Origin of the sequence: uncultured Piscinibacter sp., from assembly GCF_937952055.1 — a bacterium.
Classification (GTDB): domain Bacteria; phylum Pseudomonadota; class Gammaproteobacteria; order Burkholderiales; family Burkholderiaceae_C; genus Piscinibacter.
The window spans coordinates 269,485-282,763 of the sequence record NZ_CALFYO010000020.1 but is presented as its reverse complement, the minus strand read 5'-3'; the positions used below and the strand labels follow the sequence as shown (position 1 = coordinate 282,763).

The following is a 13,279-nucleotide window of genomic DNA, read 5'->3' as shown; positions in this document are numbered from 1 at the left end:
TAGCCCGCAGTGCGGCATCACGTCTCCCGGAGACCACCATGAAAGTTCTCGACGCACTCGAGGAGTGGATCGTCACGCTGTTGATCGGCGCCGCCACGCTCGTCACCTTCGCCGCGGTGCTGCACCGCTACGGGTCCGGTTTCGCGATCCCGGGCGTGCAGGACTGGCTGCTGCGCATCAACATGGCGTGGGCCCAGGAACTGACGATCATCATGTTCGTCTGGATGGCCAAGTTCGGCGCGGCCTACGGCGTCCGCACCGGCATCCACGTCGGCGTCGATGTGCTGATCAACACGCTGAAGCCTGCGCTGCGCTCCAAGTTCATCGTCTTCGGCCTGCTGGCCGGCGCGTTGTTCACCGGGATCATCGCCGTCCTCGGGGCGCACTTCGTCTGGGAGAACGGCGCCCACTACGGGATCTACTCGCTGCTCGGATTCAGCACCGAAGGCGTGCTGTCGGGACCGGTCACGGTCGACCTCGAAATGCCGACCTGGCTGGTCTATTCGGCGATCCCGCTCGGCAGCGCACTGATGTGCTTCCGCTTCCTGCAGGTCTGCATGTCGTTCATCCGTACCGGCCAGTTGCCGCATCACGACGAAGGGCATGTCGACGGCATCGAGTCCGAGGCCGACGAGTTCGTCGAGTTTCCCGACCCGAGTCCGGTCTATCCGAAGGATCTGCACGGCGATGCCGGCAACGGCCAAGGAGGTCGCAAGTGAATCCCGCCATCATCTTCCTGCTGCTGGCGGCGTTGATGCTGACCGGCATGCCGATCTCCATCTCGCTCGGCCTGACCGTCCTGACCTTCTTCGCAGCCTTCACGTCGGTGCCCATCGAGAGCGTTGCGCTGAAGCTGTTCACCGGCATCGAGAAGTACGAGATCATGGCGATCCCGTTCTTCATCCTGGCCGGCAACTTCCTCACCCACGGCGGGGTGGCGCGGCGCATGATCGCCTTCGCCACGTCGATGGTCGGGCACCTGCCGGGCGGTCTGGGGCTGAGTGCCGTGGTTGCCTGCTCGCTGTTCGCCGCGGTCTCGGGCTCGAGCCCGGCCACCGTGGTCGCCATCGGCTCGATCCTGCTGCCGGCGATGGTCAAGGCGGGCTATCCGGTCAAGTACGGCGCCGGCATCGTCGCCTCGGCAGGCGGCCTGGGCATCCTGATTCCGCCGTCGATCGCGATGGTGATGTACGCGGTGTCGACCAACAGCTCGATCGGCGCGCTCTTCATGGCGGGCGTCATGCCTGGTCTCGTGCTCGCGGCGATGCTGATGGTGACGACCTTCTGGATCGCCAAGAAGGGCCGCTATCCGAAGGCCGAGAGGGCCACTTGGCGCCAGCGAGGCAAGGCCTTCCGCGATTCAATCTGGGGCCTGCTGCTGATCGTCATCGTGATGGGCGGCATCTACAGCGGCATCTTCACCGCCACCGAGGCCGCAGCGATGAGTGCGGTGTACGCATTCTTCATCGCGATCTTTGTCTACAAGGATCTGCGGCTGACGGACCTGAAGCGCGTCCTGTTGTCGTCGGCAAACCTCAGCGCGATGCTGCTGTACATCATCACCAACGCCGTCTTGTTCTCGTTCCTGCTGACGAGCGAGCAGGTGCCGCAGATGATGTCCGAATGGATCATCAAGAGCGGGCTGGGACCGATCGGCTTCCTGCTGCTGGCCAACGTCATCCTTCTGATCGCCGGCAACTTCATGGAACCGGCGTCGATCATTCTCATCTTCGCGCCGATCCTGTTTCCTATCGCTACCAGCCTGGGCATCGATCCGGTGCACTTCGGCATCATCATCACGGTGAACATGGAGATCGGCATGATCACGCCGCCGGTCGGCTTGAACCTCTACGTCGCCAGCGGCATCAGCAAGCTCGGCCTGACCGACATGAGCAAGGCCGTCGGCCCATGGCTGTTGACGATGCTGGTGTTCTTGATGATCGTGACGTTCTGGTCGCCACTGTCGCTGTGGCTTCCGAAGACGCTGGGGATGATGTAGAGGCCTGGACGGCGAGCTCGTCGGCGTCCAGGGTTGCTGGGTTCGTCCCTCGCCGCAACACGATCGCCGGCATCGCCGATATCGGGGTCGGTGGGCACTTCGTGATGGTCTCAAGGCCCCACAGACCTGCTGCTGACGGGGCAGTCTCCGGAGTGACCGAGTGGCTGGAGTGGATCGACAGTGAGCTCTCGAGCCGCATTCAAGCGGTCGGTCGGTGTGGCGAGACCGACGCAAATCGGCGAGGCGATACAGTCAAACGCAAGGAAGCGGCCACGATCGTGCCGCTTTCGAGCCTGACGGTACTTCCGACGGTAAACCGCCCGTTCGAGTGCTGTTCTCCCCCGCGTCTTGATCATCGAGTGGGAGTGACGGGCGACCGAAAATATCAATAAAAGCAAAAAGTTATGAACGCTCATTGACGATGCGGCCGCATTGTCAACAAGCATGATCGCGTAGTCGTCGCGCGGTCGATTCGACGCCCGCCGGTCGGCGAACCTTCAGACTCTCTTCACGGAGCCCTACTGCGCTGCCTGCAGGGGTGGAAGCTCTGCTTGTTCGTGATGCAAGAGGGTGAGCGAGATCTGGCTGGACATCGAGTGTCCGCTCTCGTGACTCATTCACCCCGAAGGCACAAAGCCGACAGTCGTCGCTCCTGTAGCGGCTCAACTGCTGGCTGAAGCGCGGGTCTCGCCATCCGGTAGGCCCCGCGCAGCCTGCTTCACCACATCGCGCAACCACAGCAGCCCGGGGTCCAGCGAGCGGTGCTTGTGCCACTGCATCGCCTGCTCGAAGGGCGGCATTGGCATCGGCAGCGGCATCAACTTGATCGGCAGCGCGGGCTCGACGGCTCGCGCGAGCATCGAATGCGCCGTCGCGACACGCTCGGTGCCGACGACGAGGAAGGGCAGCGCAGCGAAGCTGTAGGTTGTCACCTCGATGCGGCGCGAGAGTCCGAAGCGCTGCACGAACCAGCTCTCGAGCGCCGGCTTGTCTGTGTCCACCGGCTGCATCACGACGTGGCCGGCGCTCGCGTAGTCCTCGAAGCCAAGGCCGCGGCGCGCATGGCTGCTCTCGCGCCAGACTGCGCAGACGAACTCGTCGTTGAACAGCATGTCGGTCGGATGGTCGGGCGAGACGTAGGCCTTCGGGATCACGAGCAGGTCGGCCTCGCCGCGCTCGAGCGCATGCGCCGGATACGCAACCTGCGGCTGCAGGCGGAAGCGCACCGTGCTGCGCAGGCGCGATGCGTTCGCGAGCACGCGCGGCAGCAGCACCTCCATCGAGTAGTCGGAGATGCACAGGCGGAACTCGCGGTCCGAGTTCGTGCAGTCGAACTGCGGCTGCGCGGCGATCGAGGTGTCGATGCGCACCAGCACGTCGCGCACCGCCTCGCGCAGCACCTCGGCCCGCGGCGTCAACTCGAGCCGGCGACCGACCTGCACCAGCAGTTCATCCTCGAAGTAGTCGCGCAGGTGGCCGAGCGCGTTGCTCATCGCCGATTGCGACAGGTGCACACGCTCGGCGGCGCGCGTGATGCTGGGTAGGCGTTCCAACCGTCTTTCCAGCGCTCTCGTCGTGCGCGATCAACCAAGGTCATTGCCCCTGCTGTGGCGGACTGCCCTGCACCAGTGGCCGCTTCGCGGTCTACTGGCTGACGACCGATCGCTTAGGAAGGCCTGCCCGACGTGACAGCGAAGCCGGCACGAACCGACGGGGAGGCCGAGACGGTGAACGCGGCGGTCGGCGTTGACCGGCAGCAGAAGCTGCGAAGCGGACGACGGTGCTGCTTCCCGTTCTTCAGCCAACGACTCGCCGCACCTCGATGACTTTCGCACAACGAAATAGATTGGCGGCTGGCAAGGCAGGCTCCTCGTCGGGTGGTTCATGCCCGCGACACCGTGTCGGCCACTTTGATGGCCCGTCGTATCCGTGCGATGCCAGCCGTGATGCAGGTGGATGATGCCCTCCTGCTACCGTGCAATCCGGGTGTCGCGGCGGCGCTCGCTCAGGCGCGCGACAGCGACGGTGTCAGCAGCGGGCGGCCGCGCCGGTGCACGCGCCAGTACAGCGCGCCGACCAGCACAAGGTTGAACACGCCGGCCAAGGCCGCGTTGGCGTAGGTCCACCGGTAGCCGCCCGTCAGGTCGTAGAACAGCCCCCCCTGGTAGCCGCCGAGGCCGTGCCCCAGCCATGCGAGGGCCAGGATGATGCCCATCTGGCTCGCGCGCCTCGTGGGGTCGGTGAGTTCGCGCGCCGTCATCAGCAGGCCAGTCATCACGCCGGCATAGCCGAAGCCATAGATCGCCGCGAGCACGTAGAACGAGTCCAAACTCCACATCTGCGTGAAGAAATAGACCAACACCGTCTGCCACAGCGATGCCGTCATGTATGCGGGGATCGCGCCGATGTGGTCGGCCAGCTTGCCGAACGCGACGCGGCCGCAGATGGCCACCGTCAGCATCAGGAACAGGACGCCGCCGGCGGCCGGCGCCGGAATGCCGCAGCCCTGGATCAGCGGGACCAAGTGCATCAGCGGCACCGACATGCAGGTGCAGCATCCCAGAACCGCCAGCGACAGCCAAGGCACGGCGACGCGGCCCGGCAGCGGCGGGGCCGGCGCGGTCGCGGCGGCCGCGCCGCCACTGCGCCAGGGAGGCTCCCGCAGCAGCGTCGCCATCGGCAGCAGCACGGCCAGCGAAACCAGGCCTTGCGTGACCATGGCCCCACGCCAACCCAACGAATCGATGAGATAGGCCGTGCCGAACGGCACAGCGCCTTGGCCCAGGGCCTGGCCTGCCGATGCGATCCCGATCGCGAGCCCGGCGCCGCTGCGAAACCAGTTCCCGACGAGCGCGATCAATGGCGCGAACATCGCGCCGCCGCCGACGAAGCCTGCGATACCGAACAGCACGTAGAACTGCCATAGCGCCTCGGCGCGGGAGGCCAGCAGGATGGACAGGCTGAAGACGATGGCCGCGCCGAGCACGACGCGCCGGGTGCCGATCCGATCGACCACCCGCCCCACCACGATGCCGCCGAGCGCGACGCCGAGCAGGCCGATCGTGTTGATCAGCGCGACCTCGGCCCGAGGCCAGCCGAACGCCCGTTCCAGCGGAATGAAGTAGACCGAGAGGCCGTTGACGAGTTGTCCCATGGCGACCGCCAGCGACAACGCGGCGGCGGTCAGGACGATCCAGCGGAAGGCGGGCTCGTCGTCATCGAGATGCGGCTTGGCCTGTCCATGCATGGGTTGGCTCCGTCGATCGGTGTGCGCACTGCGGGTGACCGTCAGGCCACCTTGCGCGGATGCAGCCAGCGCGGCAGGAACGCGTACGGGTCCACGCCGACGCCGGCGTCGCAGGCGATGCCGGCCTCGGCCAGCAGGGCCTGCGCGCGCCCGCTGCGCATCGCATCGAACAAGTCGGTGGCGCCGCCGATGGCGGTGCCGTGGATCCAGATCTGCGGGATCGACGGCGCGCCAGTGCGTCGTAGCAGCTCCGCGCGAACCCGGATGCCCATGTCCTGCGCCTGGTAAGGCACCGAGTCGAGGTCGACGGCGTGGTACGCGATGCCCAGACGATCGAAGAGCTTGCGTACGGCCCAGCAGAACTCGCACCACTCCAGCGCAAACATCACCACCGCGTGATCACGAATGGCGGCCTCGACGTGGGCCTGCGCCTCGGCGTCGACCCCTGGCAGCGCGGCCGGCGCTGGCCCCGCCGCGGCCGCGGCCGGTGGGTCGAATCGGCCGCCCGGCGTCGAGCGCGAGATCGCCAGTTCTTCGTCGTTCATGTCGACGTCGATGCCGTCGAACAGCGGCGTCGATAGATAGCGCTCGCCGGTGTCGGGCAGCATGCAGACGATATGGCTGCCGGCCGGAGCGCTGCGCGCCACCTCCAGCGCCGCCGCCAGTGTCGCGCCCGACGAGATGCCGACGAATATGCCTTCCTGGCGGGCGAGCTCGCGCGACAGGCGCAGCGCCTCGCCCCCGCTCACTGGCACGATCCGGTCGATGAGGCCCTCGGTCCGCGCCGTCTCGGTCAGGTGCGAGATGAAATCCGGCGCCCAGCCCTGCATCGGGTGCGGCCTGAAATGCGGATGGCTGGCGCTCGGCGAGCCGTCGGCGCGGCGCGCCTGGGCCACGCCGCTGACCAGCACGGGCGAGTTGTCCGGCTCGGCAGCGATGACCTGGATCGACGGGTCGCGGGCTTTCAGTCCGCGCGCGACGCCGAGCAGCGTGCCTCCGGTGCCATAGCCGGAAACGAAGGCGTGCAATCTCTCGCCCTCGAAGTCCGCCAGGATCTCCTGCGCCGTCGTGCGCGTGTGAACCTCGGCGTTGGCCTCGTTGTCGAACTGCCGGCAGAGGAACCAGCCATGCCGCTCGGCCAGCTCGATCGCCTTGTCGAGCATGCCGGTACCCTTGGCCGAGGCGGGGGTCAGCACGACCCGGGCGCCGAGAAAACGCAGCAGCTTGCGCCGCTCGACGCTGAAGCTCTCGGCCATCGTCAGCACGAGCGGGTAGCCCTTGCGCGCGCAGACCATGGCCAGGCCGATGCCGGTGTTGCCGCTGGTGGCCTCGATCACGGTCTGCCCCGGGCGCAGCAAGCCCCGCCGCTCGGCGTCCTCGATCACCGCCAGCGCCATGCGGTCCTTCACCGAACCAAGGGGGTTGAACGACTCCAGCTTGACGTGCACGTGCACGTGCACGCCGGGCGGCGCCAGGCGATGCAGGCGCACCAGAGGGGTGTGGCCGATCGTGGAGAGGATGCTGTCGTGGCGTGCCATGGGCAAGTCCTTGCGGGGTTGTCGTCGGTCGATGGGCGGGGGATCCGGTTGCGCAGTGGTCAGCTCAGCCCTGGGCCGTGAACGGAGGAAGACGGGGTGCGTGGCGGACTGTCGTGAGGGTCGAAGGGCAGTGGTGGAATCGTGCCCACGGCGTGTAATCCGACCGCTTCGGCGCCGGCGCCGCGTGTGCCCGCCATGTAACCGGCGTGTATCCGGACAAGTCGCGGACCGCCTGCGCGGCGCGTGCGGCGGCGATGCCGATCGCGCCTCGCCCTCGGGCGGCAGTTGCGGATCCAGTCCCAGGTGGGTGACGATCTTTTCGATCCCTGCGCGCCCGAGGATGTCGGCAATGATCCCGAGCTGGCCGCCATCGCCGTTCGGGCTGTGCTGTAACGCGAGATCGAACGGTCGCTTGAGCAGCCATCCCCCGATGACGCGACCGACAGCTTTGCGGCGACGAGATCAGGACAGCGGATGTTTCTTCAGGGTCGACCTGCGCCGACCAGGGCCTGAGGAAGCTGTCGTTCGGTCGGCGTGTCCCGCCAACGACAGCTACCTTCTGCCGCCGCCTGTTCACGCTCCCGGCCATGAGAAGACGCTCAGCTTTCGCCTCGAAAGCGGTCAACCGAGTGGCAAGTCCGCGGTACCGGTGGTCTGGTGGACGCTCATCAGGACGAGCCGTTGGTCCAGTTCGGCGCGCTGCGGTGCGAGGTAGAGTGAGCGGACTGCCTTTCAGCAAGGTTCTACTCTTGCGCCCTCGGGAGCCCACATGAGCACTCGGTCGTCCTTGCTCGCCACCGTTTCGTTGACGTTCACCTTCGCCGCTGCGATGGCTGCCCAACCCAACGGCGATGGCCACGCTGGATCCCAAGGCTTCCCGGACGCCCAGGCCAGCGACCCCGCCCGGCTGGGCTGGATGGTGGGCTCGCCGCCACCGCCGGACCGTGTCATCCGCTTCGACGACGGCTCGTACTGGAAATTCCCGGCCATGCGCTGGACGGTGTCCAACTTTCGCCAGCTGATGCCGACCGTCAACGTGTCGCGTGGGCTCGGGCCCGCAGCGCCGCTGCCCGCGGCGCTGCGCGACGACATCGACAGCGTACGCTTCACGCCGCTGGGGTCGGACCGGACCATGACCTGGCGACAGTCGCTGGACGCCAACTACACCGACGGCATCGTGGTGCTGCACCGGGGCCGCATCGTCTACGAGCGCTACTTCGGCGTGCTCAAGCCTGGGGGGCAGCACGGCGTGATGTCGGTGACCAAGACCTTCATCGGCACGCTGGCGGCGATGCTGGTGGCCGAAGGCACGCTGGACGCCGCCAAGCGCGTGGACCACTACGTGCCGGAGCTCGCGCCGTCGGCCTTCGGCAGCGCCACGGTGCGCCAGGTCATGGACATGACCACGGGCATCAAGTTCAGCGAGAACTACGCGGACCCGAACGCCGAGGTCTGGGCCCACGGCGCGGCCGGCAACCCGCTGCCCAAGCCCAAGGACTACACCGGCCCGCGCAGCTACTACGAGTTCCTGCAGACCGTGAAGCCCGAGGGCGTGCATGGCGAGGCCTTCCACTACCGCACCGCCAACACCGACGCCCTGGGCTGGATCCTGGCCCGAGTGACCGGCAAGTCGGTGGCACAGCTGCTGTCCGAGCGCATCTGGGCTCCGATGGGTGCCGAGCAGGACGCCTACATGTCGGTGGACTCCATCGGCACGCCGTTCGCGGGTGGCGGCCTGAGTACCGGGCTGCGCGACCTGGCACGGTTTGGCGAGATGATCCGCAACAACGGTGCCTTCAACGGCCGCCAGATCGTGCCGGCGATGGCCGTGGCGGACATTCGCCGCGGTGGCAGCCAAGCGGACTTCGCCAAGGCCGGCTACGCGCAGCTGCCGGGCTGGAGCTACCGCAACATGTGGTGGGTCACGCACAACGAGCATGGCGCTTTCGCCGCCCGCGGCGTGCATGGCCAGACGGTCTACATCGACCCGAAGGCGGAGATGGTGATCGTGCGGTTCGCATCGCACCCGGTGGCGGGCAACGCGGCAATTGACCCGACCTCATTGCCGGCCTATCACGCGCTCGCCAAGCACCTCTCAGCCGTGACGCGATGAGCGTTGACCAGGCTCGACCGCGCCCAGCGCTCGACGGCCGTCAGCCCCCGCCCGAACCCGGGCTGGTGGGGGCTATGCACACACCTGAGGCAGGCGTACAAATCGCTTCGACTTGGTATTCGCGCAAGTCCGTGCTCGGCTGAGCTTAGGTCCGCTTCTTCCGGCGACGGCTCACGCCTTTGGGTCGAGTGCCGTCGCTCACCGTGGGCTGCGCTGACGGTCGCGGAGCCGGTCGTGCTCGCGACCGGCCGGCTCGGTCGGCTGCAGGTCGCCGCTGGCGACGAAAGCCAGTTCCTGCGGCGTGCTCGCACGTCCGAGGATGGCATTGCGGTGCGGGTAGCGGCCGAAGCGCGCGATGACCGCGTGGTGCCGGCGCAGCTGGCCGGCGCGCATCTCGTACCAGGGTCGCAGTTCGGCAGGCGACTGGCCGACCAGCCGGTCGGCGAGGATGATGGCCGCCTCCAGGTTCGCCAGGTGCCGGGCCGGATCGTCCCCTTCGGCCTGTTCCAGCGGTGTCAGGAACGTGGCCTTGTGCCAGACGGTGGGCAGCGCGTCGAAGTGCCGGTTGGCCAGCCCCTGCAGGCAGAGGTCGAGTGCGCGATCCTCGCCGGCATAGGCGCGCGGCGTGCCCGACCCTATCGCGCGGACGAATGCGTCGAGGATCAGGATCAAGGCCAGCCGGCCCCTTGGGGCGTGCGCCCAGTCGTCGAGCTCGCCGGCTGCGGCGAGCGCGGTCAACGTCGAGAAGCGGGCCACCACCTCCTGGTGTGCACCGCCGTGCAGCCGCCAGTGCCACAGACGCTGGTGTTCCTGAGCCGTGGGCGTGTCGCCGTCGGGGAACCAGAAAGCCAAGATGTCCTCGGGCGTGGTGGCGCACGCGCTCATGCCGCAGCCGGGGGCGTCGCTGGCGGCCGGTGGCGCTGGCGCATGCCGATCGGCGTCAGCCATCGTGCGCCGAGCACCGCATGATGTAGGCACTCATGGCTCCTCCGGAGTCGAGCCTGAAGGCAGAGCCGGCATCGTGCCGACCGATGCGCCACTGTGCGCGGCCTCATCGGCCGGTGTCCTGTAGCCGTCCAAATTGTTCTTAAGCCGCTGGGGTCGGCAGCACCGGTGCGACGAACCGGGGCTCCAGCCTCGCTCAGGGGCCTGAACTCGCCGGCTCGTCGCGCCGCAGGGCTGCGAAGGCGTCTTCGAGCGACACCTGTCCTCGTCTGCGCCAGCGTGGGCGGCGCAGAGTACCGAGCCGCGCACTGCCGAAGTCAGACGGCATCTTGCGGGCTCGGCACGCCAAAGCGTCCGAGCGCCCGACGCGTCACGGTCTCGACGACGTCGCGTCCGGCTCGCCATGCCCGTGGCGCCCCAGGCCGCCAGTGCCAGCGTCTGGGGCACCGGCACCGGCACAGGCGTGGCCACATCGCGATCGCGCACAGCCGTGGCAGAGCCACGGCCCGTGCGTGTCGCCCCTGTTCTGTCCGGGTGAGATACGGCGATCGGGAGGGTCCACGAGCCCGCGGTGCCGCCACCGTGCGTGACCTGCCGGCGCCGCGTCCTTGAGCCGTCCGAGACCTTCCCAAACCGGCGGCGCACGGCGACGGGGCACCGTGAGCGCTGCCCCGGCCGACGAAACGGCCCGATCAGTGGGGCTGGCGGGCTGGCGACGAGCCCGCGTGGCTCAGCACGGTGGCAAACGCGTCCGCCAGCGCCACCTGCTGCCCCTGCGTGTGGGCGGTGCGGAACTCCGCCTCCGGCAGCGCACCCTTGAACGCGCTGATCTCCGCGTCGCGCCGCGCCTGCAGGGCGGTCGGAAGCTGCTTGCCCATGTCACGTTCGAGCCGCTCCACCACGCCCCAGCACCATGCCGCGCGCAGCCATTCGCCCCTCCGCCGCTCCAGGCGCGCCAGGAGCTCGAAGCACTCTTCCACCCCATGCCGGGCGCCGGAGCGGCGGTAGTGCGCCAGGCTGCGCAGCAGCAGCTCCCGAGCCGCGCCGTCGTCGCCACGGGCTGCCTGCAGCGTCGCCAGGTTGCAGCTGGAGATGCCCAGGCCCCAGAAGTCCTGCAGCGTCTGGTTCAGGGCCAGGCCTTCCTGGAAGGCGCGTTCGGCCTCGGACCAGCGGCCCTCCGCCAACGCGAGATTGCCCAGGAAGTTGCGCAGCGCACCCTGAGCCCGCTGCTCGCCCAGTGCGACGAAGATCTCCAGGCTCTGGCGGAAGCTGGCTTCGGCGTCGGCCGGCCGGTCCAGGCCGCGCAGGGCGGTGCCCAGGTGCATCAGGGCCAGCCCTTCGAGGTTGCGGTCGCCGATCTCGCGCGCGAGGGCCAGGCTCGTGCTGCCCTGCTGCAACACGGCGGCATGGTCGTACCGGTCGCGGGCGATCAGGCACAGGTTGTTCAGCACGATCGCCTCGCCCCTGCGGCTGCCCAGGCGGCGTTGCAGGGCCAGCGCGGCCTCGTACAGGCTGCGGGCCTTGTCGTACTGGCCGCAGGTCCGGGCCATCGTGCCAGCGGCGTTGCTGGCCTCGGCGCGCAGCCGTTCGGGCAGCGCCCGCGTTTCGGCCTGCGGCAGCACCTCGTCGAACCAGTCCAGCATTTCCTGAGCATGGCCCTGCACCTGCCAGAAGCGCCACAGGTCGGAAGCCAACTGCATCCCGCTGGCGAGATCGTGGTGGCGGCTCCATGACAGCAACGCGCGCAGGTTGTCGAACTCCGCGGCCAGATCGGCGTAGCCGGCCGCCTGCTGCGGCCCGCCCAGTTGGGCCGCCAGGCGCTTGCCTCGCACCCCGTACCAGTGCAGCACCTGTTGCTTCACGGCGTCCACCTGCCCCTGCTCTTCCAGCTGCGCCAGGCCGAACTGGCGGATGGGTTCCAGCATGCGGAAGCGCAGCGAATCGGGGGGGGCGGCTGTCGGCCGGGCCAGCACCATCGACGCGCGCAGCAGCCGGCCCATCACGTCGGCCAACGGTTCGGCACCCAGCTCCAGGTCTTCGCAGGCGGCAGCCGCGCTCTCGAGGGTCCAGCCGCCCAGAAAGATCGACAGCCGCAGGAACACCGATTGGTCGGGCTCGCCGAGCAGCCGGAAACCCCAGTCGATGGCCGCGGCCATGGTCTGGTGGTGGTGCATGCCGCCGCGCGTGCCCACGTTCAGCAGGCCGAGACTGCGGTCCAACCGGGCCGCCACCTGGGCCAGTGTGCGTGGCCCCACCTGGGCGGCCACGAGCTCCAGCGCCAGCGGCAGGCCTTCGAGGCCGCGGCAGATCTGCGCCAGCGGCACTGCGTTGTCGGGCGCGAGCGCGAAGCCGGTGTTGTGCTGCCGGATGCGCTCGACCAGCAGCTGCACCGATGGCACCTGGGCCAAGGCGCCCAGACGCGCGGTGCCGGCGCCAGCGGGATCGGCGGCGTCGGGTACGTCAAGCGGCGGCACGCTCCACACCACCTCGCCGGCGATGCGCAGCGACTCGCGGCTCGTGGCGAGCAGTTGCAGCTGGGGCAGCTCGCGCAGCAGACGCACGGCCAGATCGGCGCAGGCCTCCACGAGGTGCTCGCAGTTGTCCACCACCAGCAGCGTCGCGCGGCCGGCCAGACGCTTCTTGAGCAGCGCCACCGGGGGAGTGCGGAGGTCGGTGCCGCCGACGGCGCCGGCCACGACCTGGGGCAGCAGCACCGGGTCGCTCAACGCGTCCAGACCGATCCACCAGACACCACCGGGGTAGTGGCTGCGAACGGCGTCGGCCAGGGCCAGCGCGAGCCGGGTCTTGCCCGCGCCGCCGGCACCGACGAGCGTGAGGCAACGCGTCGTGGGCAGCAGCGCCTGCGTTTCGGCCAGGGCGGCGGCACGGCCCAGCAGCGGCGTCATTGCCGCCGGCAACCAGCCGCCGCGTCCGGCCTCGGGGCCGGGAACCGGCAACGCGGCCGCCGCCGGGCCGCGAACCTCGGCCGGTGGCGCGCCGCTGGGCGCCTGTTCGACCACCTGCGCCGTGAAGCGGTAGCCCCGCCCGGGCACCGTCGAGATGACCTTCTCGCCCAGTGCCTTGCGCAGGGTGCTGACCTGCACCGACAGGTTGCCTTCCTCCACCACGGCACCGGGCCAGACGAGGGCCAGCAGTTCTTCCTTGCCGACCACGCGGTCGCGGCGCTCGACCAGCGCCAGCAGCAGGTCGAAGGCCCGGGCGCCCAGCGCCAGCGGTTGGCCGTGCACGTAGACGCAGCGCTCATTGGGCCTGATGGAGACCGGGCCCATGACGTAGTCAAAGCGCATGCCGAAGTCTAGCGGCGCGGCCCCGGCGGGCGGCCGCCGCCGCGGTTGCTCTGCCGCCGCCGGTGGATCGCGACCCGCTTGCCGCTCGTGCCAGCCATGGCCAGCACGCCGCTGCCGCGGCCGGCACGG

8 protein-coding genes are annotated in these 13,279 nt (G+C 68.8%); 3 read left to right on the top strand and 5 right to left on the bottom strand.

Going from position 1 to position 13,279, the window contains the following annotated elements; genetic code table 11:
• Positions 1-38: 38 nt before the first annotated feature.
• Positions 39-719 (top strand): TRAP transporter small permease, encoded by a 681-nt coding sequence (locus Q0599_RS12175; RefSeq protein ID WP_298829791.1) that lies wholly within the window; start codon positions 39-41, stop codon positions 717-719.
• Entirely contained in the window at positions 716-1,999 is a 1,284-nt protein-coding gene (locus Q0599_RS12170) for a TRAP transporter large permease (RefSeq protein ID WP_298829789.1), read from the top strand. The genes Q0599_RS12175 and Q0599_RS12170 overlap by 4 nt, the downstream gene beginning before the upstream one ends.
• Before the next feature lie 662 nt (positions 2,000-2,661).
• Here the strand turns inward: Q0599_RS12170 and Q0599_RS12165 are convergent.
• The 3 genes from Q0599_RS12165 to cysK all read right to left on the bottom strand — a co-directional run bounded on the left by Q0599_RS12165 (position 2,662) and on the right by cysK (position 6,784).
• On the bottom strand, positions 2,662-3,552 hold the full coding sequence (locus tag Q0599_RS12165; RefSeq protein WP_298829787.1) for a LysR family transcriptional regulator: 891 nt from the start codon (positions 3,550-3,552) through the stop codon (positions 2,662-2,664).
• A 452-nt stretch (positions 3,553-4,004) separates the two neighbouring features.
• Entirely contained in the window at positions 4,005-5,246 is a 1,242-nt protein-coding gene (locus Q0599_RS12160) for an MFS transporter (protein ID WP_298829785.1), read from the bottom strand.
• A 41-nt stretch (positions 5,247-5,287) separates the two neighbouring features.
• Positions 5,288-6,784, bottom strand: a complete 1,497-nt coding sequence (gene cysK / locus Q0599_RS26180) for a cysteine synthase A (RefSeq protein WP_367180938.1) — start codon at positions 6,782-6,784, stop codon at positions 5,288-5,290.
• 829 nt (positions 6,785-7,613) lie between these two features.
• Between cysK and Q0599_RS12145 the strand changes: the two genes are divergently transcribed.
• Complete coding sequence (locus tag Q0599_RS12145; RefSeq protein ID WP_298830452.1) at positions 7,614-8,897, top strand: serine hydrolase; 1,284 nt, start codon at positions 7,614-7,616, stop codon at positions 8,895-8,897.
• A gap of 198 nt (positions 8,898-9,095) precedes the next feature.
• Here Q0599_RS12145 and Q0599_RS12140 read toward each other — a convergent pair whose 3' ends face one another.
• On the bottom strand, positions 9,096-9,845 hold the full coding sequence (locus Q0599_RS12140) for a DUF924 family protein (RefSeq protein WP_298829783.1): 750 nt from the start codon (positions 9,843-9,845) through the stop codon (positions 9,096-9,098).
• 689 nt (positions 9,846-10,534) lie between these two features.
• Entirely contained in the window at positions 10,535-13,150 is a 2,616-nt protein-coding gene (locus Q0599_RS12135) for a tetratricopeptide repeat protein (RefSeq protein WP_298829781.1), read from the bottom strand.
• Positions 13,151-13,279: the final 129 nt, after the last annotated feature.